General features: G+C 55.0%; 25 protein-coding genes. 14 read left to right on the top strand and 11 right to left on the bottom strand.

Annotation, left to right across the window (positions count from 1 at the left end; genetic code table 11):
- Positions 1–2,573 (bottom strand): S-layer homology domain-containing protein (locus D7M11_RS05330; protein WP_193556118.1); only part of this gene is annotated, 2,573 nt, incomplete at its 3' end.
- 334 nt (positions 2,574–2,907) lie between these two features.
- On the opposite strand from D7M11_RS05330, the gene catA reads away from it, so the two are divergent.
- The 7 genes from catA (at position 2,908) to D7M11_RS05295 (ending at position 8,374) form a co-directional block, all read left to right on the top strand.
- Positions 2,908–3,567, top strand: a complete 660-nt coding sequence (gene catA, locus D7M11_RS05325; RefSeq protein ID WP_120746131.1) for a type A chloramphenicol O-acetyltransferase — start codon at positions 2,908–2,910, stop codon at positions 3,565–3,567.
- Between the two features lie 113 nt (positions 3,568–3,680).
- Entirely contained in the window at positions 3,681–4,349 is a 669-nt protein-coding gene (locus tag D7M11_RS05320) for an RNA polymerase sigma factor (protein ID WP_120746390.1), read from the top strand.
- A 78-nt stretch (positions 4,350–4,427) separates the two neighbouring features.
- Positions 4,428–5,327, top strand: coding sequence for a VOC family protein (locus D7M11_RS05315; protein WP_158606458.1), 900 nt, complete (start codon positions 4,428–4,430; stop codon positions 5,325–5,327).
- Between the two features lie 12 nt (positions 5,328–5,339).
- Complete coding sequence (locus D7M11_RS05310; protein ID WP_120746129.1) at positions 5,340–5,780, top strand: VOC family protein; 441 nt, start codon at positions 5,340–5,342, stop codon at positions 5,778–5,780.
- Between the two features lie 174 nt (positions 5,781–5,954).
- Positions 5,955–7,046, top strand: coding sequence for an IS200/IS605 family element RNA-guided endonuclease TnpB (gene tnpB / locus D7M11_RS05305; RefSeq protein ID WP_120746128.1), 1,092 nt, complete (start codon positions 5,955–5,957; stop codon positions 7,044–7,046).
- 183 nt (positions 7,047–7,229) lie between these two features.
- Positions 7,230–7,454 carry a hypothetical protein gene (locus tag D7M11_RS36855; protein WP_205127031.1) on the top strand — a complete coding sequence of 75 codons (225 nt, stop codon included), beginning with the start codon at positions 7,230–7,232 and terminating at the stop codon, positions 7,452–7,454.
- 5 nt (positions 7,455–7,459) lie between these two features.
- Positions 7,460–8,374: an ABC transporter substrate-binding protein gene (locus tag D7M11_RS05295; RefSeq protein ID WP_193556116.1), complete on the top strand. Its 915-nt coding sequence runs from the start codon at positions 7,460–7,462 to the stop codon at positions 8,372–8,374.
- A gap of 44 nt (positions 8,375–8,418) precedes the next feature.
- Here D7M11_RS05295 and D7M11_RS05290 read toward each other — a convergent pair whose 3' ends face one another.
- Together D7M11_RS05290 and D7M11_RS05285 are read right to left on the bottom strand one after the other, a co-directional pair.
- Positions 8,419–9,174, bottom strand: coding sequence for a PHP domain-containing protein (locus tag D7M11_RS05290; RefSeq protein WP_120746127.1), 756 nt, complete (start codon positions 9,172–9,174; stop codon positions 8,419–8,421).
- Between the two features lie 208 nt (positions 9,175–9,382).
- The gene (locus D7M11_RS05285) at positions 9,383–9,835 is read right to left on the bottom strand and encodes an AraC family transcriptional regulator (RefSeq protein ID WP_120746126.1); all 453 of its coding nucleotides are present in this window, start codon (positions 9,833–9,835) and stop codon (positions 9,383–9,385) included.
- A 295-nt stretch (positions 9,836–10,130) separates the two neighbouring features.
- Between D7M11_RS05285 and D7M11_RS05280 the strand changes: the two genes are divergently transcribed.
- The gene (locus tag D7M11_RS05280) at positions 10,131–10,982 is read left to right on the top strand and encodes an AraC family transcriptional regulator (RefSeq protein WP_120746125.1); all 852 of its coding nucleotides are present in this window, start codon (positions 10,131–10,133) and stop codon (positions 10,980–10,982) included.
- 426 nt (positions 10,983–11,408) lie between these two features.
- Entirely contained in the window at positions 11,409–12,710 is a 1,302-nt protein-coding gene (locus D7M11_RS05275; protein ID WP_120746124.1) for an ABC transporter substrate-binding protein, read from the top strand.
- 143 nt (positions 12,711–12,853) lie between these two features.
- Here D7M11_RS05275 and D7M11_RS05270 read toward each other — a convergent pair whose 3' ends face one another.
- From D7M11_RS05270 to D7M11_RS05255, 4 genes are all read right to left on the bottom strand, one after another.
- Positions 12,854–14,554: a hypothetical protein gene (locus D7M11_RS05270; protein WP_120746123.1), complete on the bottom strand. Its 1,701-nt coding sequence runs from the start codon at positions 14,552–14,554 to the stop codon at positions 12,854–12,856.
- Positions 14,555–14,790: 236 nt separating this feature from the next.
- Positions 14,791–16,236, bottom strand: coding sequence for a DUF4179 domain-containing protein (locus D7M11_RS05265; RefSeq protein ID WP_120746122.1), 1,446 nt, complete (start codon positions 16,234–16,236; stop codon positions 14,791–14,793).
- A complete protein-coding gene (locus tag D7M11_RS05260; RefSeq protein WP_158606456.1) occupies positions 16,229–16,741 on the bottom strand; it encodes a sigma-70 family RNA polymerase sigma factor in 513 nt (170 codons plus the stop codon). Before D7M11_RS05260 ends, D7M11_RS05265 begins: the two co-directional genes overlap by 8 nt.
- A 181-nt stretch (positions 16,742–16,922) precedes the next feature.
- The gene (locus D7M11_RS05255) at positions 16,923–17,615 is read right to left on the bottom strand and encodes a sensor domain-containing protein (RefSeq protein WP_158606455.1); all 693 of its coding nucleotides are present in this window, start codon (positions 17,613–17,615) and stop codon (positions 16,923–16,925) included.
- Between the two features lie 220 nt (positions 17,616–17,835).
- On the opposite strand from D7M11_RS05255, the gene D7M11_RS05250 reads away from it, so the two are divergent.
- A complete protein-coding gene (locus tag D7M11_RS05250; RefSeq protein WP_158606454.1) occupies positions 17,836–18,303 on the top strand; it encodes a DinB family protein in 468 nt (155 codons plus the stop codon).
- Between the two features lie 14 nt (positions 18,304–18,317).
- Here the strand turns inward: D7M11_RS05250 and D7M11_RS05245 are convergent, their stop codons facing one another.
- Positions 18,318–18,869: a GNAT family N-acetyltransferase gene (locus D7M11_RS05245; RefSeq protein WP_120746118.1), complete on the bottom strand. Its 552-nt coding sequence runs from the start codon at positions 18,867–18,869 to the stop codon at positions 18,318–18,320.
- Between the two features lie 97 nt (positions 18,870–18,966).
- Between D7M11_RS05245 and D7M11_RS05240 the strand changes: the two genes are divergently transcribed.
- The 4 genes from D7M11_RS05240 to D7M11_RS05225 all read left to right on the top strand — a co-directional run bounded on the left by D7M11_RS05240 (position 18,967) and on the right by D7M11_RS05225 (position 22,722).
- Positions 18,967–19,455 (top strand): GyrI-like domain-containing protein, encoded by a 489-nt coding sequence (locus tag D7M11_RS05240; RefSeq protein WP_158606453.1) that lies wholly within the window; start codon positions 18,967–18,969, stop codon positions 19,453–19,455.
- Between the two features lie 86 nt (positions 19,456–19,541).
- Positions 19,542–19,970: a DUF6157 family protein gene (locus D7M11_RS05235; RefSeq protein ID WP_120746117.1), complete on the top strand. Its 429-nt coding sequence runs from the start codon at positions 19,542–19,544 to the stop codon at positions 19,968–19,970.
- Positions 19,971–20,163: 193 nt separating this feature from the next.
- Positions 20,164–21,141 carry a LacI family DNA-binding transcriptional regulator gene (locus tag D7M11_RS05230; RefSeq protein ID WP_158606452.1) on the top strand — a complete coding sequence of 326 codons (978 nt, stop codon included), beginning with the start codon at positions 20,164–20,166 and terminating at the stop codon, positions 21,139–21,141.
- Positions 21,142–21,369: 228 nt separating this feature from the next.
- The gene (locus D7M11_RS05225; RefSeq protein ID WP_120746115.1) at positions 21,370–22,722 is read left to right on the top strand and encodes an ABC transporter substrate-binding protein; all 1,353 of its coding nucleotides are present in this window, start codon (positions 21,370–21,372) and stop codon (positions 22,720–22,722) included.
- An 84-nt stretch (positions 22,723–22,806) separates the two neighbouring features.
- Here D7M11_RS05225 and D7M11_RS05220 read toward each other — a convergent pair whose 3' ends face one another.
- From D7M11_RS05220 to D7M11_RS05210, 3 genes are all read right to left on the bottom strand, one after another.
- Complete coding sequence (locus D7M11_RS05220; RefSeq protein WP_120746114.1) at positions 22,807–24,357, bottom strand: MDR family MFS transporter; 1,551 nt, start codon at positions 24,355–24,357, stop codon at positions 22,807–22,809.
- 84 nt (positions 24,358–24,441) lie between these two features.
- The gene (locus D7M11_RS05215) at positions 24,442–24,933 is read right to left on the bottom strand and encodes a DinB family protein (protein WP_120746113.1); all 492 of its coding nucleotides are present in this window, start codon (positions 24,931–24,933) and stop codon (positions 24,442–24,444) included.
- A gap of 15 nt (positions 24,934–24,948) precedes the next feature.
- Positions 24,949–25,839: a phosphotransferase enzyme family protein gene (locus D7M11_RS05210; RefSeq protein WP_120746112.1), complete on the bottom strand. Its 891-nt coding sequence runs from the start codon at positions 25,837–25,839 to the stop codon at positions 24,949–24,951.
- Positions 25,840–25,846 lie beyond the last annotated feature (7 nt).

Below are 25,846 nucleotides of genomic sequence, written 5' to 3'. Positions count from 1 at the left end.
CCGCCGGAGCTTTCGATCGTTACCGGCGCATAAGTGACGCCGACCTTGCCACTTGGCAAGCTGGTGGTGCCGAACTTGAGCGGTTCCGGCGGCTCGATCACGACAGTAAAGCTTTGATTCGCGGTAGCAGGCTGGTCGTCCGTCACGCGGACGGTGAATGTGTACGATCCGGCGACGGTCGGCGACCCCGAGAAGCTGCCCGAGGATGTTAGAGCCATCCCGACAGGCAAGGCGCCGCTGACCAGGGAGTAGGTGTGTTTGCCGAACCCGCCGAAGCTTTCGATCGTTACCGGCGTATAGGCGGCGCCGACTTTGCCGTTTGGCAAGCTGGTTGTGCCGAACTTGAGCGGCTCCGGCGGCTCGATCACGACGGTAAAGCTCTGATTTGCGTTAGCAGGCTGGTCGTCCGTCACGCGGAGGGTGAACGTGTACGAACCGGCGACGGTCGGCGCCCCCGAAAATACGCCCGAGGATGTTAGGGCCATCCCGACAGGCAAAGCGCCGCTGACTAGCGAGTAAGTGCGTTTGCCGATCCCGCCGAAGCTTTCGATCGTTACCGGCGTATAGGCGGCGCCGACTTTGCCGTTCGGCAAGCTAGTCGTTCCGAATTTGAGCGGATCTGGCGGCTCGATCACGACGGTAAAGCTTTGATTTGCGTTAGCAGGCTGATCATCTGTCACACGAACGGTGAACGTGTACGAACCGGCGACGGTCGGCGCCCCCGAGAAGATGCCCGAGGAGGAAAAAGCCATCCCGACGGGCAAAGCGCCGCTTACCAGCGAATAAATGCGTTTACCGACCCCGCCGGAGCTTTCAATCATCACCGGTGCATAGGTGGCGCCGACTTTGCCGTTCGGCAAGCTGGCCGTGCCGAATTTGAGCGGCGCAAGCCCGCTTGTTTTCACGATTCCGGCTGCGGGAACCGCTTGTATATTCCCTGCATGGTCCTCAGCCACCACATAGAGTGTATAGTCCGTTCCGGCAGTCAGGCCGGTCAATGGAATCGCCGTATCCGTATTGGCGGTGAGTACGCTTAACCCGGCCGAGACCGCGGGGATTCCGTTTCCGAGCTGCCCCGCTTTTACCTGAAGCGAGTTCGGCGGAGGATTGCCCGGAAGAGCCGCTACGGCATAAAGCCGTCCGGGCTCGTTCGCTTTGACCACAACAAGCGCGCTCGTCTCCGAGCCGGCCAGCCATTTCGGATATCCCGATCCGAACAGGGGAGGGGAAGTATCTGGCGGCGCTACGGCGGCCCCGCTTCCTTCCGCGCCATCGATTCGGTTCGGCTTTCGTTCGAATGTAGTTCCTCCTGCACCGGGGTTGAGTGTGGCTCTTTCAATCTCGCCTTGTCCCGAAACCGAAACGGCCGTATCCAGCACGAGCTGATCGATCGACGCTGTCGGGGCGACTTGGCCGCTCGAGCCGTTCGAGCCGGGACCGAATACAGCATTCCGAATCGAGCCTTGCTCCAGTTTGAGCGTCACTCCGGAAGCGTTCACGGCGACATTGTCGAACGTGCCCCGGAGCTCAGCAATCGAGCCTTTAGTCATGTCGGCCGACAAGATCACTTCACGAAACCCGTCCCCGGCCAAATCCTTTTCCTCCAAAGTGGCGCTGGAGCACAAGGTGGTTTGGGCCACCTGCGTATGACCCGCTGCCGTAATTCGAACGGAACCGCCTGTCGTACACACATTCAAGTAACCTAATGTGGAATCGATGACTCCGACCTGACTCGCCACGCCGCTGATGGACGTCTTCCCGTGCACAACTACGTTTTTGAGGATGACCTCGCCGCTCGTCCCTGTCCCTTGTACGCTCAGATCGCCCAGAATCAGCATGTTCTGAAGTGTAACGCCGGGGGAGCCGACCACAACATTCCCCACGATGGAAGGGAGGCCGGATGCGGAGCCGAATGCCCCGGGCTGAGCATACGTCCTCGTCCGTTCAGTCGCCGCGTAGCGCATGGCGTTGTTCAGGGCGACAACCGCTTCCGCCCGTGTAATTTTGTTGCCGGGATGGAACATCCCGTCCGGATAACCCGACAAGACGCCCGCCGCCGCCAGCCCATCGATCGCCGCTTGACTCCAGTCGGCGAAGGATGACGCATCCCGGAACGGCGATACGCCGTTTTTGCTCCCTTCCAGCTGCAGCATCGTATGCACCATAACGGCGACTTCTTCCCGGCTTACATCTTGATGAGGCCGGATCGTGCCGTCTTCGTAGCCTTTCACATACCCGGCGCGGTAGGCGATAGCAACGGCTTCATAGGCCCAATCGTTCTTCCCGATGTCACGGAAGGAAAGGTCGCCTTGAGCCGACAGACCGAGTGCCCGGATCACCAGTGAAATAAATTCCGCCCTCGAAATGTTCGAGTCCGGTCGGAACGTCCCGTCCGGATACCCGTGAATCCAGCCCTTCGTCCACCATTCCTGGAGCGTACCGTCAGCCCATGAATGCTGCAGGTCGCCGGGAGCCTGTTCCTTGTTTTCCGCGAACGCCGCGCGGGATGCAGAGAGCAACAGCAATACCGAGAATACCAGCGCTACGGCTTTTCTGAATACTGAAATTGCCATCCAATAGCCTCCCAAAAATTTACATGTCATCCTATTTGAACTCATCATATATGGAAATGAATCGATCGCCTATGGGCCATTAGTCTGGCAGTAACCCTATCAATATCGCCGCATCAGACTTTTGGCGAGTATGTTATAATTGGAGCAGCACATGAACAGCTTGCGAGGTCATTCGGCTGCTTTCCGAAGTAAGCGGAATGTACGCGACATTGTACGAAACGCTTGGCGGGAGTGAACCGGCGGCAAACCATAAAGACGAGGAATGTGAATGAGGATATGGTCAAAGCAGTGGATGATCCCTCCTAAAATCTACCCATTTTAGGAGGGAATAAAAATGATGTTTAATCCGATCGATATGGATAACTGGAACAGAAAACCTTATTTCGAACATTATGTAAACCATGTAAGATGTTCGTACAGCATAACCGCCGATGTGGATATCACCGAGCTGCGTGCGGAACTAAAGCGCCTGGGGGTCAAGCTGTACCCCGCCTTCATCCACATGATTACGACAGTGGTGAATCGTCACGGCGAGTTCCGAACCTGCTACGATTCTCAGGGGCGCTTGGGCATCTGGAGCCAGATGTCCCCCAGCTTCACTATCTTAAACGAAGAGACGAAGACGTTCTCCAGCATTTGGACTCCGTTCAGCGAAGACTTTCGAACGTTTTATGAGTGTTACCTTCAAGAGACGGAGACGTACAAAAACGCGAAGCAGTTATTCCCTGCATCGAACGAACCGCCGAATACGTTTCCGATATCGGGCATCCCTTGGGTCAGCTTTACCGGATTTAACCTGAATATTTACACCGGGGGAACCTATTTGCTGCCCATTTTTACGATCGGAAAATACCGCTGGCAGGGCGAACAGTTGCTGCTTCCTGTAGCGGCGCAGTTCCATCATGCGGTTTGCGACGGCTACCATGCCGGTGTGTTCTTTCAAGAACTTCAACAATTGGCGGCGGGTTGCAACAGCTGGCTGTTCAGTAAATAATGTATTAGAAATTCGTTCAGCAGGCTGCAAACCAAGTGTTGCAGCCTGTTGTCGTGACTGCGGACAACGTACCGGAGAAAGGAGAATGACGTTTGACGCAGCGAAGTCGCGATATGAAGCAATTGCAACAAAAGATTAATCGATACAGCTTGAAAATAACGTCCAATGACCGGGAATGCGAGGATCTGGCTCAGGATGTGCTGCTTAAAGTGCATAAGCGGATGGAAGCGGACCCGGCATGTGAAATAAGCAATGCCTACCTGTATAAAATCGTTCTCAATACTTGGAAGGACAAGCTTAAGAAGCGCAGTCTTCCTTCGGAGCCTCTGGACGAACGTCATCTCGGTCTTCCCGGCATCGACACGGAGCTGTCTGCGCGGGAGCTTTTGGAACTGCTAGCTCATCGTCTGCCGCCCCGGGCAATGGTCATTGTTCTGCTTATGGATGTATTTGATTTTACCGCAAAGGAAACGGCCGGGCTGCTTTCGCTGGCGGAAGGAGCCGTACAGGTAGCTGTAGGCCGCGCCCGCCTGAAGCTAAAAAAGCTGGCGAAGCAACCCGATTCGGCAAGCCCGGCGTCGTACCAGCCGGATGGTTCGGAGCAGTTGGATTTTGAATCGCTGGTAGAAGCATTTAGGCGCCGGAATCCGGATGCGATCTGCAAGTCCTATCTGAGTCTGGCGAAGCAGCAGATCAAGCTGAGCCAATTGAGCTACAGAGATGGACAACTGGTCTTTTATTTCGAAGACCCTGATGGCAATCTGATTCGGGTAACCTCTTAATTTTTATGGGATGTTTGGTTTTGGTGCTAAAGATCGTTACTTATTACGAGCTTTTGAAAGATGAAGGGGAGGGGACGCATGGAATTTCACTTCCGGCAGGACCGCGGGAAAATCAAGCGGCTGCTCGCGATTCATTTGCCGGTAACAGATCTGCAAGTCACGGCAGCCTGGTATACAGAACATCTCGGACTAACGCTGCTCAACATGAATGGAGCCGCTGCGGAATTGGCCGCTATCGATCGCGGCGAGACTGTGTATCCGACGCTCATCTTGACCAAGACATCATCCGGTCATCGGCTCATCTACGAGAAGAACGGCCGCCCTCGCAGCATGGTTATGATGCACGCGTCCAATCTGGAAGGGTTGAGGGAGAAGCTGGCAGGAGCGGGCGTTACTGTTACGCTCCCTCATGCCGATCAGGAGGAGGATGGATGCGGGCGCTTCTTCGAAGCCGTGGACCCGTCGGGCAATAGGATCCAAATTCAAGCCAACGACGGAGAGCCGCCGGCGGATCACGCGCGGGTGGAAGCTATCTTCAATCTGGAGATCCCCGTATCCGACGTAAGGAGGTCAGCGCGTTTTTATGCGGATGTGCTTGGCTTTCAGCTTATACGCGAGCCGGATGATCAATTGGCTATTGTGAAAACGGGGCCCTTTTATGCGTGCAGGTTCGGCTACAAGGATGTACAAGAGTTCGGCTTTTTCCTGTTTCGCCATGAGGAGAGGACAACGCTTCATTTCGAAGATGATACCGGCAAAGTGCAGCAATGTCTGATTTTGCAAGCCGATGATCCGGCCGCCCTATACAAGCATCTTGCAAGCGAGGGGCATGTAGTTGCAGAGACGACCGGCAGTGCGACAGGGCGGAGGAGCTTCGACATCGTCGACCCCGACGGCAACCGTATCCAGGTAGTATCTCTGGGCGCGCCCCCCTCCATAGAGAGCATGGCGGCAGAATATGACACGATAAAACGATAAGGTGGCCTAGCGATGGGACAGTCTATGGTAAGCGGCATTCAATCCGTATATTTGCCGGTTACGAATCCGAAGAAATCGGCGGATTGGTACGTAACTCATCTAAGCGTAAAGCTGCTGAGGCCGGTTGATGAGAAGGCGCAGCAAGCGCAACTTGGATTCCCGCAAGGGCAGACCTTATTTTTAATCCAGACTAGCGAAAAAGGCAATGCCAACTTCAAGGAAATAAGCGGAACGATCCAGTGCCCGATCACGATTCAAGTAACCGATATCCATAAGTTCTATAATCAGTTGAGAGATAGGGGTGCGATCATAGATAAACTGGAGGATAACGGGGATTGCGGATTGAACTTTTACCTCTACGACCCCGATGGAAACAAGTTAGACATTTGGGGAGGGTGGCCGCAGCCCATGTCGATCACCGGCAAACAAACGGAAGCTGCCGTTACCTTGTAACATCGTTTTGTCCAAATTCAAATGATCGTTTTTATAACAAAGGCCGTAAAACCCGCGCCTTAAGGTATATAAGGCCTTTGGATACGGGACGGCCCCTGCCGTCTCAAGTATCCGACAAATAGATCGAACATATGTTCCTCTTTTGTGGTATAATAGACACAAGGAGGGGAGCCGATGCACAAAGCGTTCAAATTCAGGTTGTATCCAACCCCAAAGCAGCAAACACTCATCAACAAGACGATTGGCTGTGTGCGGTTCGTGTTCAATCACTTCTTGTCTCGTCGCAAGGATGCGTACGAGATAGAACAGAAGACCGTAGGCTACGCCGCTTGTTCCGCTGAGCTGACCGAACTGAAACGCGAAAAAGAATGGCTGAGCGAAGTCGACAGCACCGCCTTGCAGCGCAGCCTTCGGGCGCTGGATGACGGGTATCAGGCATTTTTCCGCAAGCAGAACGAATATCCGAAGTTTAAAAGTAAACGCGATGCGAACCAGAGCTATACAGCCGTGAATAACGGTGCTATCCGCGTAGAAGGAAATCGCTTGCGCTTACCGAAACTGGGATGTACCCGTTTTGCCAAGTCGCAGGAAATAGTAGGGCGCATACTCTCGGCAACCGTTCGGCGTAGTCCGAGCGGCAAATACTTTGTATCTCTAGTGTGCGAAGCGGACGTTCAGCCGCTTCCGGCGTCACCAAACGCCGTAGGCATCGACTTGGGCTTGAAAACCTACATGACGCTGTCTGATGGTCAGAAAGTCGATAACCCGAAATATTTGCGCGAGTATGAGAAGCGACTGGCTGGGGCGCAACGTGTACTCTCCAGGCGACAGAAGGGCGGCAAGAACCGAGAGAAAGCTCGGATCCGAGTGGCCAGACTGCAAGAAAAAATCGCAAACATGCGAAACGATTTTCTTCACAAGCAATCGACCCGGTTGATCCACGAAAACCAAGTGATCTGCCTGGAAGACATGCGAGTGAAGAACATGGTCAAAAACCATCATCTCGCGAAAAGCATCTCGGACGCCAGCTGGTCGAAATTCCGTACCATGCTTGATTACAAGGCGAGTTGGTACGGGCGAAGGCTTAGTGTTGTCGGCATAGCATTTCCCTCCAGCCAGCGATGCTCTTGCTGCGGAGAGAGGAATCCCGGAGTCAAGGATCTGGCTGTAAGGGAATGGACATGTCCCGAATGCGGAGAGCTGCACGACAGAGATGTGAATGCCGCGCGTAACATCTTGAAAGAAGGAGTAAGGCTACTCGCATAGTAAAGAAACGAACTGCGGGACACGCAGGGATAGCCTGGATCGGAAGCTGGCACCAAAACCTGCTGCTCCCAGGAATCCCACGGGCTTTTGCCGTGGGAGTGTCAATTGTCCATTGTTTTAGGCTGAGGGGAATCCATCATGAATAAGACAAAAAAATGATCCGGGCTGCTGCTGTTCGCCGTGATGCTGATTGTACTGGCCACTTGCGGCGGAAACGGGGCGCAGGGAGGCTCAGGCAAGGCAGTTCGGCAGCAGGCAGGCTCCGGAAATACGCAGAAGAATGATCCGTCCGCGACCGGGACGAAAACATTCAAGGATTGGACGGGGCACGTGGTCGAGGTGCCCGCGGCTCACAAGCGCGTTATTTTTCTCGGTGAGACAACGGGGATTTGCTCGCTCTGGGTGTAACGCCGGTGGGCATTCTAAGCCGGCGCTTCCGCCAATTGACCGGGATGACTCCGAGGGAGTACGCCCGGTCGGTTCACCAGCGTCGCGAAGTTCAGGATTGGACTGGCCACAGGGTTCAAATTCCGCTGCAGCCGAAGCGTATTCTCTACTATGGGGAGACTGTAGGAGATTTCCTCGCGCTGGGAGTGCGGCCGGTTGGCGCGAACGTACGCTTGCTGCAAAACTCGTGGATGCGGGAAGCCGTCCGGGAGATCGAGGATATCGGCATTCCGCTTGACCCCCGCAAGGCGGCGAGTCTGGAACCCGATCTGATCATCTTCTCCAGCTCCGACGAACGACAGTACGAGCAGCTCGCCAAAATCGCGCCCACCCTTACCTACGATACGTTCGCTCCGCTCGAGCAGCGGCTGCAAAACTTGGGAGAGTGGCTTGGGAAGCAGTCGGAGGCGAACCTGTGGATGGCTGAATACAGCAGCCGTTTAACGATTATGTGGCAGCAGATGAAAGAGCAGATCCGGCCGGGAGAAACGGCGACGGTGTTCCTCTATCATCGCGGACGTCGTTTGTTCGTGATGGGAACGAGCGGTTTGGCCGGACTGCTCTATTATCCGTCCGGATTCGGGGCAAGGGAAGCCGTACGCCAAATGCCGGATGCCGGCGAGCCCTACCGCGAGATTGGCGAAGCGGACTTGCCGCTATATGCGGGCGATCGGTTATTTGTGCTCATGCCGGACATGCGGCCATCGAATCAAGCGACAAGGGAGCTGATGCGCAGCAAGGTTTGGAAACAATTGTCCGCCGTCCAAAAAGGGAAGGTGCATGTGCTGGAAGAAGCCAAGTGGAACCTGGTCGACGCGTGTACGAGAGAGCGGCAGATTCGCTTGCTGCCCGGATTGCTGGGAGAGGCAGCTTCCCGGTAATAACCCGCCACGATCGCAGCATTGGCGGGTTTTGCTGCGGGAGTTTAGGATGGCAACAGCTGTTTGAGCGGCTCCAAGTGACGCGATGTTGAGACGGAAGACATCGAATGGGCATCGGTGCCCAGATGGAACACAACGCCTACTTCTCGGCCGATCCGCCAGTAGCGCTTCGAAAACTCCGGATAGGCGAACAGAGCGGGGACATTCAGTTCCCAAGCGACCCGGCTTCGTTTTCCTTTCTCCAGGATATCTCCCAGCTCGTTATCGGTAATCTCCTTCATCACAAGCGTCCGGTCGGCGAAGCAGCGAATAAACCGGCCGATAAACGGATGGGCGATGCAATCGGCCCGATTCGTCGCGAATAGCGACTCCAAGAGTTGCAGCGCGTGCTGCACGTATCCCCGCGGGGACTTATCTTCGGGATGCTCCCAGAAATCAAGGTGATAGTGATTGTAGGCGTACAGCCGGTAATCCAAAGCTTGGTTGACCGTCAGGTCATCGAGGAATTTTCCAACCCCGTATGCGGACAACTCGGCGGCGTACAACACCTGGATATCGGCCCCGTAAGCTTCTACCTGCTTCTTTAATTCGCGGTTCGTTTCTTCTATGGGGAAGTCGCTGCTGTTGTAATGATCGGTGAAAGCGATGGCCCGGATGTTGTCCTTCACGGCCGTGTTCACGATATCGCGGGCGATCATCTCCGGATGGGCGCATGGCGAGAAGGCGGTGTGGATATGCAGATTTTGCCGGACCAGCTCATTCCAATCATAACAAGGCTCGTTTATGTACACCTGCTCCATTTCCTTTCGCTACGTTCTACATGCAAAGCACAGCGGCTCGCGGTACAGTGAACTTGTAGGGCATCCGACTGGAAAATACCGGAATTAATTTACTTAATGAATAAGTTTATTCTATGGGATACGTTTCTCCTTGTCAATACATAACGAAAGGGCCTCCGTCACACAATGGCGGAACGCCCTTTTCGGTCGCGTGGGGTCAAAAGCTAAGCTATAGCGGTTTCACAGGCACGCAAATCTCGCACATATGGTTGGCGAGTTTACGGCCGGTGTATCTTTCTATAATCGGTTTGTTGTCGATCTGATAATGGCTCTGCTGTAGGGAGGGAAAGATCCCGGCCCATGCTGCTTGTACTCCTTCGGCCGTATGCTCCGCCTGGAAAACCGCATAGTCTCCGCCTGCAAGCTCGCCATCGCTTACGGTATCGTCAAGCGGATACTCTCTGGGAATGACGATACCTGCATCGTATCTGCATTTGTTTGGAGCGGTTGTTTCAGGATGGTCCTGCGGAATACCGAAAAGAACGGCTGATTCTACAAGCAGTTGGCGGGACCTGGCCCAGCTCTTTAACGCCTCCATCGCTTGCGAATTGGCGGGACCGTACGGTCCGACTTGTCGTACGTAGGCAATACGGCAGCTGGGGATGGCTTCAATAGTAAACATCGGTTCATGCTCTCCTTTATCAAGTGAATTTGGGGTACATATCGGATGCTAACAGGATATAAAATTAATTTCCAATAATTATTTTAAAATAATATTAATTGTTAATTTTCAACTATTTTGCTGATCCCGCCGTTCTGGATAACGCAAAAACGCCGCTGTACAATTAAACCGTAAACCTGCGGAAAGCCGGGTGACAACTAACAGGGCGGCATTGTTCCTAGCATTATTAGGCATCAAAATGCTAGGAAGCGAGCCTGTCATTGCTATATAGTCCATGTTGGAGGGGAGAGTGCGTATGGACTGGGTCCAAAGAATGGAGCGAGCGATCGGTTACGTGGAGGAGCATCTTGCGGGGGAGCTGGATTACGGAGCGGCGGCGCAAATCGCCTGCTGTCCGGCCGGACATTTTCAGCGAATGTTCGCCTTTCTTACGGATGTTTCATTATCGGAATATGTGAGGCGGCGGCGGCTCACTTTGGCTGCCTTCGAGCTGCAGAACAGCAGCAAAAAGGTGATCGATCTTGCGCTTAAATACGGATATGACTCGCCGGAGGCTTTTGCCCGTGCCTTTCAGCAGTTGCACGGCACCACGCCGACTGCGGCGCGCAGCGCAGGCGCGGCACTGAAAGCTTATCCGCGCATCTCCTTTCAATTCTCGATCAAAGGAGTCACAGAGATGAACTATCGGATAGAGAGGCTGGCGCGTTTTTCCGTTGTAGGCGTACAAGAGCGAGTTGATACGGCTAGCGCCTTTGCCCAAGTTTCCCGCCTATGGGCAAAGGCTCAAAAAGCAGGACTGTTCGAGCGGCTATGGGATCTGCTGGAACCGGGACATGCCATGAGCGGGATTCTCGGTGTATGTGCGGACGGCGAATTCGGTGCGGCGGAGCGGTTCCACTATATCATGTCCGTGGCGTCCCGGCAGTCTCCGGGGGAAGGGATGATCCGCAGAGATTTTCCGGAGGCGACTTGGGCCGTATTCGAAGCGAAAGGAGGACCAGAAGCCATAACGGACATCTGGAAACGGTTGTATACGGAGTGGCTTCCCGTCTCCTCCTATGATCTTGCCAATGTCCCTACGGTCGAATGTTACTTGCCGCCTGAGCAGCATAAGAATGAATTATGGGTAGCAGTCATTAAGAAGTAGGCTGCTGAGCTGCGGTCACTGGTAATGCGGAACGTGGTATTGTTAGGCACGAGATTGGAAGACGGAGCGCCAGATCTAGGCGATTCCGCCTTCTTTTTTGTTTCTGGAGACGCATATACCAACAGATAGATTCCGAACGTAATTTGGTTCGTTTTTCACCCGCATTCGTTCTTTCTGTTTCTTCCGGCGACGACGGCAGGTGCACTATGATGGAGATAACGGGGAGAGGCCACGGAAGCCTTTTTTTCCGGGAGTGGTGATCTACAAGGGGAGTCGCCGCGCATTCGTTCGCGGGAGAAGCATCGGTTTGAGAAGGAGGGATTGTGCAATAGCAGGGCGGAGGAGCACGTACGGAGATTAACGTTCTTGAAACAAGGCGGATTATTACAAACGCAAAGGAAGCGATTTCAACAGGAGGAATGGACAATGAAACGAGTCAACTCATACAGACGGCTGCCTAAACAAGCGTGCCTGGCCGTCATCGGAATGGCCTTGATGGCTTCCGGCTGCGGGGCCAAAACGGAGTCCCCCAAGACGGAGCCGGCACAGGTACAGGCGGCCCCCGAGCCGGTTACGGTGAAATTTTTTCCGACGCTTCCGTTTAGCGATGAAGATTTCGACAAAATTGTCGTACAGCCTGTCAAGAAGCTGTACCCGCATATTACGATCGAACGTCACAGAACGAGTCTCGATAACATACTGACCACCGGTGACATTCCCGACATCATTCAGACGCATAACGGCGAATTGCAGCGGTACATGGATCTGGGGATACTCAGCCCGATCGACGATCTTGTCAAGAAGCACGATGTCGATCTGAACCGGTTCGATCCCGTTGTAATCGACTCGCTTCGTACGGAGGACGGCAAGCTGCTCGGTTTGCCTTATGCGATCAACTTCACCGCGCTGTATTACAATAAAGATTTGTTCGATAAGTTCGGCGTTCCTTATCCGAAGGACGGCATGACATGGCTGGATGCCATTGAAGTCGGCAAAGTGATGTCCCGGCAGGACGGAGGCGTAACCTACAGAGGCTTGGACCCGGAAAACATCGGCCGCATCGTACGGCAAATGGGAATGGACTACTCGGATAGCAAAACGATGAAGTCAACGATGATGAACCCCAACTGGAAGACGATGTTTGAAATCGGCAAGGCGATCTACACGATTCCCGGCAACGAAGTGAGCGATGTGAACGGCGATTACTTAAAATCGTTCTTCAGCGGGACGATTGCCATGACCGCGCGCGTGAATGTGCTCGATCAGCTCGAAGCGCCGACGAAGCAGGGACTTAACTGGGACTTGGCGCAGTATCCGAACATTCCTGGCATACCGAATGTGGGCGGTGACGTCGATCCGCATATGCTCGTCATTCCGCCGACGGCGAAACATCGGGACGCGGCAATTCTGGTTGCCAAGGCGATGACTCATGACGAAACGCAACTGCTCATGGTGAAGACGACCGCACGTTTGTCTCCTTTGAAAAGCGCAGCGAACAAGGAAGCTTTTGCGTCCGAGAAGCCGTATTTGCAAGGGAAGCGGCTCGACAGCATTTTCAAAAATCATCCGATTCGGTCGCCGATGCGGACGAAATATTTCGGGCAGACGGGTCCAATTGCCAAAGAGGCGTTTAAGGCTTATGTGGCCGGGACCATCGACTTGAACACAGCTTTGCGGCAGGCGGACGAGAAGATCAACGCCTATTTGGCCGGACAAGCAGGCAAGTAGCAGATGATAGGGTACAAGACGAGTCCGGTTCCGGGCTCGTCTTTTTTCGGGCTAACAGCCGGTAAACGATAGCTTAAAGTCAAATAATCCCCCGAAGCGATCGGGGGATTAGCGTCATTGGCGCGTACAAGGTTCGTATTCGTTTAGAACTCGCGCTCGATGATGAGACCCTGGAAAGAAACGGGGCTGGGCAAAGTATCTCCGGCATCGTCGCCCTCGCGCTGAATGCGTACGGCACGGAAGCTTTCCGAGCTGGTGGCGTTACCGCTGGACAGCACGGTTCGCACCTGAGTGTAGTCGCTGCTCGGCGCGTCGGCATAAACGACGCCCATCGGTCCGGTTACGTACTGCTTGTTGCCTGCCTGCGCCCAATCGTGTTGAATGCGAATCGCCGCTTTCGTCCCTGCCACCGTTCCAGAGGTGGCTGTCCATACGGCAATCAATTTATAATTGCTCCAGTAAGTCGGAATCGGCAAAATCGCCGTAACGCCCGTTGTGCCGGCAGCCGGGAACACATGGCCGGCGGCGTAACTGAAGTCCCATTTGCTTAAGACCGGGCTGCCAACATTCGGCGAGAACATAGAGGCGGGAATGAACACTTTTTCCGCGCGGGGATGCTTGACTCTGGAAACGTCAGCGCCGAATGTAAGGGGCTCGTATTCGATCGTGGCGCTTTCGGTTTGGCCGATCAGGGCGCCGCCTGCGCCGCCCTCGACGCGAGGCTTATCCACCCTGAGCTCCCGAACGCGGAAGGTTCCTGTGCCCGACGTGTTCAGCCAGCGATTACACGATTCCACCGTCGAATCGTGGACAAATACCCCGGTTACATCCCGGGTTGCGGCCCGGATCTTTAGACCATCCGTGACGAAGGCAAATGAGCATCCGTAAAAAGCAATGCCGCGGCAGTCGACAAGCTCGTAGCCGGAGCGGGTTCCGATCACCGTTCCGCCGCCTCCGTAGGAGCCCAGCGCTTTGGCGTTGATAAGGACTACTTCCTGACAATGTTCCAAATAGTAAAGCGGCGCGGCTCCGGTTCCGTCGTTGGAGCGCGCATAAGTATTGATGAGCGTGAGCGTCTGCGAAACTTTCATCGTGACTTCCGGATTTGGTTCGAAACGGAAGGCGTTCACCGAGCCGTGTACGCCGACAACTCGCACATTCTCGAATAAAATGTTGTCATACAGTCCCAGGCCGTGAAACGCTATGGCCGGAATGTTGATCATTTCGACGTTGAGATCGCGGGCAAACGCCCCGGGAGCCAAAATAACGGACGGATCGCGCTTCCATCGGAACAACGCCGGGCCGCTGAAGGCAGTCGACGGGACGATCGTGGTGGTAAAGGCGCCGGCGCCTTGCAAAATAATCGCCTTCTCCATCACGATCATTCTGGAGATTTCGACACGGCCGCTCGGCAGCCGAATGACGCCTCCCGACTGACCGGACGGGCCGGAGGCGGCTGGGAGGGAGGCGATCGCCGCTTCAATCGCCGGTGCCCAGTCGTTTCCAACTTTCAGATGGGCGAAGGATGCGACGGGAATCTCGGGCAGCTCGGCCCCCAGCGCCTTTTTGAGCGAAGCCCGGGTTTCGCTGGAAGCGTTATCAAGTAAACCGGCAACAAGGCTGTCCATCGTTTCGGGATCGTCCATGTCGCGGGTAACAAAAGGAAGCTTTCCTTGGCCAAGCTGTTCCGCTGCGTGGAGAATGCCATCGACTCCCTTTGCTTGCACCATACTGCCTGCGGCCAGGCTTACGCCGGCTATGCCGAGTGAAGCCAGCAGCGTTCTCCGGCTCAAGCCGGAACGATCTTGTCCGTCCCAACGCTCGTTCTCGTCCTTTTCTGACATCGATACGACCTCCCCAATGGGTTAATTCCTTGCACACATTGTTGAACTGACTGATTCCGACAGGCCTTGATTCCCTCTCATGAAAGGTTGCTCTTATTATAGCTCGCCCGCCTAATTCGCACATACAACCAGAATAATCACAGATGAGTAAAATTCGAACCAAAATAGGAGCGCTTCGTGCAGAAGCGATCCAACAGGCCGGGAATCATCCCGGCCTGAATGCGCTGTTTGTATATTCAACGATCCCCGATCCCCTCCAGCGGGATTGCGACCTCAAAGGGCTCGACAATTTTGTCATAGCCGTAGTCAACGATCGTAAACGTAAGCGGGCTGACCAGATTCGTGTCCTTCGTCTTCATCACAAACCGGCTGATGCCGTCGTGTGTGCCGCTTTGTCCGCCGCTCCATAAGATGCGGTTTCCGGCGGCGTCACGGTCCGGCCACAAAATGATGGGCCGCTCGGCGTTATTATTGGGCAGATCCGGCTTGTCCATCGTGAACGTCAGCTCATAGGCATCCGGCCAGAAACGGCTCGTGACGATATCCACGGCGTCCAGCCTCAGTCGGTCGGTCGGGCTCCGCAGCAGCGTCTTGTCCGTCAAATCAACCGATATTTGCCGCTGCTGCTTCTCCAGCGCGCGTATACGCGAGGCGGACAAGGTCAATGCCCGTGGCGTCTCGAAGTACATGCTCTCAAAATAAATCGTCTGTTCGTCGGACACATATTCGGGAGCGAAACGGTCCATCTTCACCTGTGCCCATTCCTGTCCCGTATCGTCCAGAAGCCGCCAGTCGTCGATACCGAATATCTGCTTTTCGTTCGCCGAATCATATTCGAAATCGAGCTGAACGACCGTCGGATACAGCGTAGCCTGCCGAAAATGAATGCGCTGTCCGCCGACCGTGACCGTCTGCTCGATCGGCAGTACGGCTCGCTCGCCGTAAAATTTGTCTTGATCCACGGGCAGTTCGACGATCCACTCGCCGAGCAGCGGAATGCTTCGACCGAGCTGCACCGGCTCGGCGCTCATTCCGGCCTTGAGCTTGATACGGGCCGGCAGGCGCTGAGGGGTATGGAAGCGGTATTCGCTTTTGCCCTGTATGGTGCTGCCTTCCCGCATCAGATCCGCTCCCGGCGGCCATACTGCCTCCGTGCGGCGGCCGATGAGCGGCAGCCGTTTGTCCAACGTGAGACGCTCTTCCTGCGCATCGTAAAATTCGAATCCTCCGAGCTGGGCATCGACATACTTGGTCTCGTCGAACCGAACGGTGTAGAACAATACGACTCTCCATTCGTCGGCGATGATGCCGTCGATCGTCAATTCGATGCCGTCCAGCTCCGCTCGGGCAGATGTATGCTGGACGTAATCATGCTGCGCAGCGAGCTGGATGCTGCGGTCGGCCCGCACCTTCTCGACCAGTTGCTGCAGCAGCGGAATATGGCTCAGTCCGGAAGCGAGGACAGGAGATAAGCGAATGGCTCCGATCAGCCCGATCAGCAGTACGAGAAAGGCCGCAGCTCCATACGCCGCCAACCGCGCGATCGCACGAAGCCGTCTGTCCCGTCTTCGACGTGTCCGCCCTTCGGCTATGCCTGCGCGAATATAGCTTTCCGCCTGCTCCGGAATACGAATATCCCCGGGTGGAACGAGGCTGGCTTCCACCTTGTGCATGTCATCCATCAATTCCGTTCTCCTTTCCCACCGCTCCGCGCAGTGCCGACAGCGCCTTATGCAGCCACGATTTGACCGTACCGACCGGGCGGTCCAGAATGTCGGATATTTCCGTGAGCGAATGGCCTTCGTAATATTTCAAAACGACGACCTGCTTCCAGCGAGGGTCCAGCCGCTCCAGCTCTTGCTCCAGCATGTATTTGGTCTCGCGGTTCTCCTCCGTATAGGCGAGCTCGGGCACGTCCTGAGAAGCGAACCTCTTTTTCCGTTTTAACTCGTCCATGCAGACGTTCAGCATAATGCGGACGATCCAGGTAGAGAAAAATTCCGGCCGCTTGAGCGTACCGAGCTTGACAAACGCCCGGCAGCTTGTTTCTTGAAGCGCCTCCAGCGCATCCTGCTCATTGCGCAAGTAAATCCAGGCAATGCGGTACAGTTTGTCCATATGAAGCTGAAGCAAGGCGAAGACGGCCTCCTCGTCTCCGTGCTGGGCCAGCTTTACCAGCTTGGGCACTTCCAAAGCTTCTCCTCCTTCCGGCGCGTTTCCGGCATAGGCCGGACGTTTTCATTCCAATATTTGTTAGACTGTTTAACCGGACAAACGGTTTTGGCGAGAGGGTACTTAGGTTCTGATTCCGGTCCAAAAACGCAAATAAGCCCGGGCTGTATCTCCCGGACCTATCGGCGTTTCGTTATTAGTTGTACTGCTCCACAGGCAGACCGGGTACATAGTCCGCAGCCTCTTGTTTGGGTCTTGCCTCCACCACGTCCGCTAGCAAGGCGGTAGAAGAGCGCATCGTCTGGTTCAACACGCCGAACCCGATCGCGACGATCACGGAGCCGACTGCGGCTACGATCCAGGAGCGCTGAAAGGGCTCCATGTCCGGAAGCAGCCAGGACAGAACGATGTCGTCGCCGCCGAAAATTTCAATGCCGTAATGATTAAGCGCCATATAAACGGCCGGGGCGAGCACAATGCATATGCCTGCCAGCACAAACGTAACGGCCGCGGCAAATTGCAGCAGAGCGACCGGGAGCTTAAGCAGCCAGTAGAGCAGAGGAGCGTATATTTTCGGAGTTGTGATGAAATCGCGATACTTGATGCGCTCGTGCGGCATGACGGGCGGAAGCGTCTCTTGGGCGGAACCGGATAACGTCCGACGCATCAGCTTCTGATCGAACGCCATCAGCCCTCTGGCGGCGTACAGCGCGGCCTGCATGAGCGGAAGCCCCACGAACAGAGGGCTGAGGCCAATGCCCAGCGCCAATAGGGTTACGGAGAAGACGAACCCGATCAAGCTGAGCGGCAATGTCACGATCAGGGTATAAAAAGCTTGTCGGCCGTATCGATCTATGAAATGTTTTGGAGAATCGGCTGGATTGGTCATACTCATCATCCTCATCGTTGTCGTTTCCCTTATTGTAAAGGAAACGGCGGGCCGCGTAATCCGACCGGGGCACGTGTGAACAACTCGACCTTGGTCCGGTTTCGTCCCGGCCCATGTTCGGTTCCAAAGCAGGCTGGGGCCGCCGATATGCAAAAAAAAGGAATTCCATTCTTCCAATAGAAGCTATATAGAAACGATGCAAACAGGAGGGAACCGATTCATGGAAAAGGAGCAGATGATCCGCGAGTTTTCCGCTTTTCTTCCGTTCGTCCGGTCTTTGAGCGGGATCGGCGACGAGCTGTGGAACGCTCCGCTCGGGGAGGGCAAATGGTCCGTCGGAGACGTCGTCGCTCATATGATGCTGTGGGACCGATACTTTCTGGAGGAAGCGATTGCCCGAATCGCCCGCAGCGAGCCTGTGACGGTTCGGCATCTCGATTTCGACGAATTCAACAAAAACGCGGTCCAATATGCCAAAGGTAAAAGCAGGCTGGATATCATCGACGCAGCTGTGAACGAGAGAGACGAAATCATCCGTATTTTGAGCGCCTTGTCCGAGGAAGAATTCATGATGGAGCATACGGACGGCGACGGGCGCCCGTTTTCCGCGTACGGGTATGTGCAAGGCTTTATTCCCCATGATGTGCATCATATGGACCAGCTTCAAGCTTTTATATCCAAGCATTAGGCGTAGTCGGCGGTTTAAAACACTTTATACCAGAATATCGCGACCTCATCCGTCCCGCTGTCCATGCCTTGATACAGCTTGCAATCGAAGCCGCCAATCGCAAATCCGCAGCTTTCGTAAAAGCGGCATGCCGCGACGTTATGATTTTGCGTCTCCAGCATGACCCCCGGCATGCCCGCGCTCTCGGCCCAAGCAATGGCCAGTTCCATCAGCCTGCGGCCGATGCCGCAGCGTCGGTACTCCCGGTCAACGGCCAAGTCCTCGATGCAGGCGTATGCGTTCCAGTTTCGCTTCACATTCAGGCGGCCTACGGCGGCATCGCCCGCGAAGGCGAGAAACATCGTTTGATCCGGATTATCGGTATAATCGGCGTAATCGAGTCCGACCGTTTCGACCATACGGCTGTCCGGGTATCGTTTCGTGTAGCGGGCTCGCTCCCGAACGGTGTACTCCATGCGGCCATCCAGAAACGTAAGCTCAAGCGCGGAATCGACGATAAAGCTGCCGTCTATGCAGATGTTCGTTTCTCGATCGCTTTTCGTAACCTCTCTCACTATAATATCCATGATTAAACGCTCCTTTCCGCCGATCCGGCGTCAGATTTTGCTGTCCGTCCGCATCAATCATTATATAACGTTAAATTCGGGAAAGGGATGCATGCACATGAGCGGATCGGAGAAAAAACTTGAAGTGAGCGTAGTGGAGCTAACGGAACTCCTGCTTATCGGGATGGCCGTCACGGTGCCGTTCCGGCACGGCGATTACAGCCAAATCGGGCGGTGCAAGGAGGAGTTCCGGCGCAGGCAAGGGGATATCCCGAACGTCATCGATCATGAGGCGTATTATTCGCCGTGGTATAGCTGCGAGGTTATGTTTACGTATATGTTTTGTTTGCGCGTAAGTAGTCTGGAGCATATTCCCGAAGGGATGATCGGCTTCTCCATACCGGCGCGGCACTATGTGCATGTCGATTACGACGGCGTATCCCCGTTCGACCCGGACCCGTATGGGGCGCTTCGGCTTTTTCGGGAAAAACGCGGGCTGAAGGCCGATAAAGAAGCGATGGTTGTGGAGAAGTTTCCGTTTGCGGGTGAAGATCGGGAGGGCAGGGTCACTGTAGGTATTTATGCTCCGTCTTCGGGCGGTCTTTGAGCGAGCTGTTCCTTCACCCGGCATATTTGGTAATATAGGAGTAAAAGCCGGGCAAACTGCCGCCAGGCGTGAATGGAGGGACGGAAATGGAGTGGAATTATTACAACACCTTTATTACGATTGCGCCGGATTGCCCGGCAGCCAGGGCTACGGTGCCGCCGGACAAGAAGGGCGGCAAGACGAAACCGGGCATCGAATACGAGTTGGTCGCGAACAGCCCGTACATGTATACGCAGGAGGAGCTGCTGTACGAGGTTCACGTCCGGCACAAGGGGATCTCGGCGGAGGAGCTTGAGGCCGGAGGTACGCAATTGCGCGATGAATTTTTCCAGAAGCCGATGGCGTGTCTGCGCGCGTCCATGCTGCCGAAAAAGTACGGATGGGGCATCCATTTTAACGAAGAAGGGAAAATGGCCCTCATTCCGATGGAATCGGACGAGTACCGCCGCTTCGCCGCCGGGGAGGTCCAGCATGTGAAGCTGCTGGCCGCCATGCGCAACAGCCGGGGTAAATAGGGATTCGCCGCAAAGCCCGCCATCCGATGGATGCGCGGGCTGTTTGGTCCGGACTAAGACGGGAATGTGCTGTCCATCGAAGTAAACGTTGAAGTTTTTAAAGTATATTTACTTAATTTAAACTAAATTATTGAATTTCGATTTAACGTGTGCTATGCTTGGCGTAAAATACGACGATGAAGGAAGAGATGGATTGGTTACGATCAAGGATATCGCCAAAGCTGCCGGAGTCACTTATGTAACCGTATCCAGAGCGCTGAATGACGAGCCGGGGGTTGGCGAGAAAACACGGCAAAAAATTAAAGAGCTGGCGGAGGAAATGAACTACATCCCAAGCCTTGCGGCCAAAAAGTTAGTTCAGCGTCAGCCGGACACGGTAGGTCTCATTTGGCCGAGGATTAAAGGAATGTTTTTTTTCGATCTCAGCTTCGAGCTGCAGGAGGAAGCGGCCCGCCGCGGCCTAAACGTCATTTTATCGATGGCGAAGCCGGAGGAAGCGCTGCGGACGTTTAATCAATATTTTGTCGATTACGTTATTTTTTGGCGGCCGGGCTGGAGCCCGACTCTCGAGTTTTTGCAGGAGAAGGAACGGTTTCGCGGAGAGATGCTGCTGCTGGGCGGCTGGAGAACGGATAAAGCCCACAGCATTACGATCGACCGGGTCGGCGCCTTTCGCGATGCGGTACGCCATTTGGCCGGCCTCGGCCATAACAAGATCGCCCTCGTAGGTTTGCCCGACCTCGACAAACACAACGGATATATGCAAGGGATGCTCGAACTGAAGCTGGACTATTGTCCCGATTATGTTGTAACTATCGACGACCCGGCTTACAAACAGAAGATGCACGATATGATGAACGGCGACAACCGTCCGACGGCCATCATCGTAGATTGTCACGGGACGCTGCACCAAGTATCCGGAGAGCTGCGGAAGCTGAATATCCGGATTCCTAACGATTTGTCGATGGTCGTTTACGACGATACGCAGCTGCAATTTTTCGATATTCCGCTGACGACGGTCGGCCCTTCCATCGCCGAGCTTGCGACAAGATCGTTCGAAATATTGACGGGAGCGGGAGCGGGCGAGGGAGACGGTCCGCGTTGGGTAGAGGAAGAGATCAAGTCGAAGCTTACTCCGAGAAGCTCGACTATTCCATATAAAGGCCTATAGGGCCTTAACTTTTTCGCTAACAGTAATCGGTTACTACGGCAGTAAAGCAGCACCTATACGATTCTGAAACGAAAGGGGGAGGATACCTGGGGCGAATCGCACGGCCACCCGGCAAGCGCGCGCCGGATCGAAAATGCGGCATCGCCACAATAGTGCTGCCTGTATGGATTTGGACCGAATGCAGAGGGGATAACGAGTGTTGCTTTCAAAATCAGGGAGGGGAATCCGATGAAAAAAAGCTTGTCTATGATCGTGCTGCTCACAATGACGGCCGCCCTGCTTGGAGCTTGCTCCGGAGGAAACGGCTCCGGCGCAAATAGCGGCAAGGAAAGTGAAGGTCAGGGTGCGGAGAAGCCGGTGAAGGATATTACGAAGGAGCCGGCGGAAGTTATTTTTTATTCGAATAACGGCGATCCGACGGAAAGCTTCGACTACCGCTACGGCGATTCGCTCCGCAAGAAGTTTCCGAATTACACGATTAAGTACATCATGAAGGGGCAGGGGACGAATTTGCCGGAGCTGCTTGCATCCGGTACGCGTTTCGATATTTTTTTCCAAACGATCGGCAATTTCGAAAATTACGCGTTCGATAGCGGCATCGAGTACGATATGTCGGGTCTTATCGCCAGCAGTAAGCTCGATTTGAATCGGTTCGAGCCGTCCATCATCGAGGCGATCAAACAAACCTCGGGCGGCAAAATGTTCGCCTTGCCGATCACGAACACGAACTTGATTACGTATTACAACAAGACGCTGTTCGACAAGTTCGGAGTCGCCTATCCGAAGGATGGCATGACGTGGGAGCAGGTGACGGACCTGTCCAAGAAACTGAGCCGCAACGAAGGCGGGACGCAGTATTTCGGCTTCACCCAATCGTCGACGCATTCGATCAGAATGAGGCAGCTGCCGATTCCGCTCGCGGACTTGAAAACGGATACACCAAGCATCAATACCGACGACCGATGGAAAACGTTTTTCCAGACCGTCTTTATAAACCCGACCCAAGAGGCAAGTGTGAAGGAAACGATCGCCAAGGAAAACAAGGTGCCGTCGGCGACGGAATTCGCCAAAACGAAAAATGTGGCGATGTTCAACTATGTATCCACCCTTATGACCGTCTGGGAAAAAGAGTTCAAGGAGCTGGACTGGGACATGGTGTCCATGCCTACCTTCAAGGATATGCCCGGCGTCGGCTCGCAATCGTATCCGGCTTACTTCGGCATTACGAAGATGGCGCAAAACAAAGAAGCGGCTATGGAAGTGCTGAAATACATGGTGTCTGACGAATTCCAGGCCGAGTTGGCGCGGAAAGGGATTATGCCCGTGCTCAAAAACGAAGCGATTCAGAAGGAGCTGGGCAAGGAGTCGCCGTTCAAGGACAAAAACTGGGGCGCCGTCTTCTACCACAAGTTCGCGCCGATTCCTCCGCTCGTTGCTTACGAAGCGCAGCTTGCCAGTGTATATCAAAATTACGGCACGAAGGCGCAAATCGGCACGATTGATCTGAATACCGCGATGAGACAAGCGGAAGAGGACGCGAAGAAACAGATTGCCGATTTCAAGCAAAAGCAGGGCAAGTAAGAGGCGGAAGCGGCAAGAATAGCAGCGCATGAAGAAATAACAGCCCGCGCATCAGGCCGATGCGCGGGCTGTTTCGTTGTTGGCCTAGTGAGAGGCTGCAAACGACTCCTCTTGAGTTTGGGACTGGAGTTCGGCAGAAGGGTCCATCTTCTCCCCGCTCATCAGAAAGGCCGCTGCAAGCGCCAGCACGGCGGGGATCAGGCTCCAGGCGAACGTAACCGTAATGGACGACGAGAGGCTTTCCGTGATGAGGCCAAGCGCCTGCTCCGGAATGCGGGAGCGTGCGGCCGGCTCCAGCAAAACGTGCGGGTCGCCAAAGTTCATCTCGCTACTTGACGACGGCTGACCCGCGGCCGAGAAGGCGTCCGTCAATTTCCGCGTCAGCGAATGGCTCTGGACGATGCCGCAGATCGTAATGCCAAGCGTCATGCCGAGCGAGCGGAGGAAATTAAGTGTCGAGCTGGCCGAGCCGCGCTGTCTGGCCGGGAACGCCTGCATCGCCGCATTGCTCAGCACGGAGAACGAAGCGCCTATGCCAAGACCGGTCATAATCATATAAAGCGTCACTTGCAGGCGCGATGAATCCGCGGAAAGCGTCGTTAGCAGCAGGATACCTGCAACTAGCAGCAGCAGTGTCGGGATCATGATCGCCCGGTACGAAAACCGGGTGATGAGAAACCCGCCGGCCGTAGCGGTTACGACCGAGCCGAGCATCATCGGCAGCAGGACGAGACCGGAATTCGTGGCGCTTCCGCCGAGAACGCCCTGAATATAAATCGGAATGTAAACCGAAGCGGTAATGAATGCCGCGCCGCCCAGCATGGCGATCACGTTGCAGGACGCATACAGCCGGCTCGTGAACATGCGAAATGAAATGATCGGCTCCTGGGCGCGTTTTTCGGCGTACAGAAACAAGGCGGCAAGCAGGGCGAAAGCTGCGAATAGTCCTATAATCGGGGCCGAAAGCCAGGCGTACATCTTGCCGCCAAGCTCCAGAGCGAACATCAGGCATACGATCGCGCCGATCAGTGTAACAGCTCCGGCCCAATCGATCCGCTGTTTCGAATGCTGGTGCGATTCCTTGTAACCGATAGCGACGAAGACGAAAGCAAGCAGGCCAAGCGGCAAATTGATGTAGAAGATCCATTCCCACCGGACATAATCCGTTATATAAGCTCCGAGCAGCGGGCCGAATATGCTCGACATGCCGAATACGGCGCCGAACAGTCCGCTAAGCTTGCCGCGGTTATGAGGCGGCACGGAGTCGAACATAATCGTGAAGGCGACCGGAATGAGCGCACCGCCGCCGATGCCTTGAATGGCCCGGTATATGCTGAGCTCGACGATCGAGCCGGCCGTGCCGCACAGAGCGGAACCGGCGATGAAGACGATCATGCCGAAGATGAAAAACCGCTTGCGGCCGTACATATCGGACAACTTGCCGAATATCGGCATGCCGGCCATCTCGGCAACCATGTAGGCGGAAGTGACCCAGACGAATTTGTCGAGACCGCCGAGCTCGCCGACGATCGTGCCCATCGCCGTCGCCACGATCGTATTGTCCATCGAGGCCATCAGAATGGCGAGCAGCAGCCCGGCGATGACGATCCCCGTATTGCTTTTTTTAGTATGCATCGTTTCAGTTCCTCTCCCTATCGTTTTCTTTCTCGATAAGTAGAGTATACTTGCAGTCCCCTGACAGCTCCGGTCAGGGGATGCTTACGTCGTCTTTGACTTTGCGAGACTGTCTAGAAATGCCTCGATTTGCTGCATATGATGCCGGTCGTGCTCCGCGATGAAGGTCCGGACGTAGGAGCCGATATCGTGCTCGACCCGCCTTGGGCCGACGAAGAACCGGACCCCGCTCGCGTAAACGGGCGCACATCGCTCTATAAGCTCCTCCCGGGTTTGCCGGGCATGGTCGATCATCTCGGTTCGCCGGATGCGGCGGGCGAAAAACTCGGCATTGCGGTTGACCGAAGCCTGGTTGTCGAAGGTGAGTACGGCACCCTCCGACATGGCGGGAATCATATGCTCCAGACTGTACGTATCCCATAGCCAAATGTGGCTGACGATTTCATGGATCGTCCATTTGCCGGGGGCGATCGGATCGTGCCAGCAGCCCGCCGCCGTGTCTTCGATCGATCCGATATAGGCGCCATATGGACGCAGCCCGGCCGCAAGCTCCTCGAACGATTCGGGTACAGCCATCTTTCCTTCTCCTCCTCATCCTATGGCCTTAAGCATGGCGTCACGATTGCGTATTGCGTATGCGAGCAGCTCCCACATCGGCATAATTCCGCTCTCCCCGTAACACGGCATATACATCAGCTGCATAAACACCGCGCCGTCGAAAAGCAGCTCCTTATGCAGCCCGGGCACCGGCTGCATGGAGAAATAGCCTGCGTAAAATGCGCGGGCAAGAGCGGCGTTAAAGCGGATTTCGCCGGTGTGCGGGTCAAACCTGACAAATTGCGCGATCAGCGGATACCCGGCATCGATCACCGTAGACCCTTCTCCCGCATCGTCCAGGTCGATGAAAACGACATTCCCTTCAGCGGACATCATCGCATTGTGCGGGCCTATATCGGTATGGATGAACGACTGGGGCAGTGCGTCGAAATCGGGCAGCGACCCGATAATCCGATCGTATTCGGATTTGAACGGATACGCGTGAAACCTCTTGCACATGTCCGCGATCCGTTCCCGCACATTAAGGTTCGCCCGGACCGGACAGCCCCGCAGACGGTGCAGCGACGCGGCCGCCCGGCCGAGCTTGTATTCGTCCTCCTCGGTTTCCTCGAGCTGGCGTCCCTGAATGTATTCCATCAAGTACATATATTGGTGTTCATGCCGGATATACGTTCCGGCTGCTGCGGTCGAAACCAGCTTCGGGGAGATGCCGGGCCTCTGGTCCTGCAAGTAAACAAGCGCACCCGTGTAATCGACGATCCGCTCCTCCGGTAAGGCCGGATCGAACGTTTTAAGCGCGAAGATGCCCTCCGCCGCCGCAAACACACGGATACTCCGGTTTCCTTTGCCCTCGATCGTTTGCAAGGCCGAGACGTTCGTCAGTCTCCAATTGTGCTGCACCATACGCTCATACGAGTCGCCCATCGGCCGT

The organism is Paenibacillus ginsengarvi (assembly GCF_003626695.1).
In the GTDB taxonomy this organism is placed as follows: Bacteria; Bacillota; Bacilli; order Paenibacillales; family NBRC-103111; genus Paenibacillus_AB; species Paenibacillus_AB ginsengarvi.
This window is presented reverse-complemented; position numbering and strand designations above follow the sequence as displayed.

What these genes read in the sequence shown, in the direction of transcription:
- D7M11_RS05265 (WP_120746122.1), bottom strand. Translation starts at nt 16,236, where the DNA reads ATGGATGACATGCACAAGGTGGAAGCCAGCCTCGTTCCACCCGGGGAT.
- D7M11_RS05280 (WP_120746125.1), top strand. Translation starts at nt 10,131, where the DNA reads ATGGACTGGGTCCAAAGAATGGAGCGAGCGATCGGTTACGTGGAGGAG.
- D7M11_RS05245 (WP_120746118.1), bottom strand. Translation starts at nt 18,869, where the DNA reads ATGGATATTATAGTGAGAGAGGTTACGAAAAGCGATCGAGAAACGAAC.
- D7M11_RS05255 (WP_158606455.1), bottom strand. Translation starts at nt 17,615, where the DNA reads ATGACCAATCCAGCCGATTCTCCAAAACATTTCATAGATCGATACGGC.
- D7M11_RS05210 (WP_120746112.1), bottom strand. Translation starts at nt 25,839, where the DNA reads ATGGGCGACTCGTATGAGCGTATGGTGCAGCACAATTGGAGACTGACG.
- D7M11_RS05215 (WP_120746113.1), bottom strand. Translation starts at nt 24,933, where the DNA reads ATGGCTGTACCCGAATCGTTCGAGGAGCTTGCGGCCGGGCTGCGTCCA.
- D7M11_RS05225 (WP_120746115.1), top strand. Translation starts at nt 21,370, where the DNA reads ATGAAAAAAAGCTTGTCTATGATCGTGCTGCTCACAATGACGGCCGCC.
- catA (WP_120746131.1), top strand. Translation starts at nt 2,908, where the DNA reads ATGATGTTTAATCCGATCGATATGGATAACTGGAACAGAAAACCTTAT.
- D7M11_RS05290 (WP_120746127.1), bottom strand. Translation starts at nt 9,174, where the DNA reads ATGGAGCAGGTGTACATAAACGAGCCTTGTTATGATTGGAATGAGCTG.
- tnpB (WP_120746128.1), top strand. Translation starts at nt 5,955, where the DNA reads ATGCACAAAGCGTTCAAATTCAGGTTGTATCCAACCCCAAAGCAGCAA.
- D7M11_RS05270 (WP_120746123.1), bottom strand. Translation starts at nt 14,554, where the DNA reads ATGTCAGAAAAGGACGAGAACGAGCGTTGGGACGGACAAGATCGTTCC.
- D7M11_RS05220 (WP_120746114.1), bottom strand. Translation starts at nt 24,357, where the DNA reads ATGCATACTAAAAAAAGCAATACGGGGATCGTCATCGCCGGGCTGCTG.
- D7M11_RS05285 (WP_120746126.1), bottom strand. Translation starts at nt 9,835, where the DNA reads ATGTTTACTATTGAAGCCATCCCCAGCTGCCGTATTGCCTACGTACGA.
- D7M11_RS05320 (WP_120746390.1), top strand. Translation starts at nt 3,681, where the DNA reads ATGAAGCAATTGCAACAAAAGATTAATCGATACAGCTTGAAAATAACG.
- D7M11_RS05315 (WP_158606458.1), top strand. Translation starts at nt 4,428, where the DNA reads ATGGAATTTCACTTCCGGCAGGACCGCGGGAAAATCAAGCGGCTGCTC.
- D7M11_RS05310 (WP_120746129.1), top strand. Translation starts at nt 5,340, where the DNA reads ATGGGACAGTCTATGGTAAGCGGCATTCAATCCGTATATTTGCCGGTT.
- D7M11_RS36855 (WP_205127031.1), top strand. Translation starts at nt 7,230, where the DNA reads ATGCTGATTGTACTGGCCACTTGCGGCGGAAACGGGGCGCAGGGAGGC.
- D7M11_RS05250 (WP_158606454.1), top strand. Translation starts at nt 17,836, where the DNA reads ATGGAAAAGGAGCAGATGATCCGCGAGTTTTCCGCTTTTCTTCCGTTC.
- D7M11_RS05240 (WP_158606453.1), top strand. Translation starts at nt 18,967, where the DNA reads ATGAGCGGATCGGAGAAAAAACTTGAAGTGAGCGTAGTGGAGCTAACG.
- D7M11_RS05275 (WP_120746124.1), top strand. Translation starts at nt 11,409, where the DNA reads ATGAAACGAGTCAACTCATACAGACGGCTGCCTAAACAAGCGTGCCTG.
- D7M11_RS05235 (WP_120746117.1), top strand. Translation starts at nt 19,542, where the DNA reads ATGGAGTGGAATTATTACAACACCTTTATTACGATTGCGCCGGATTGC.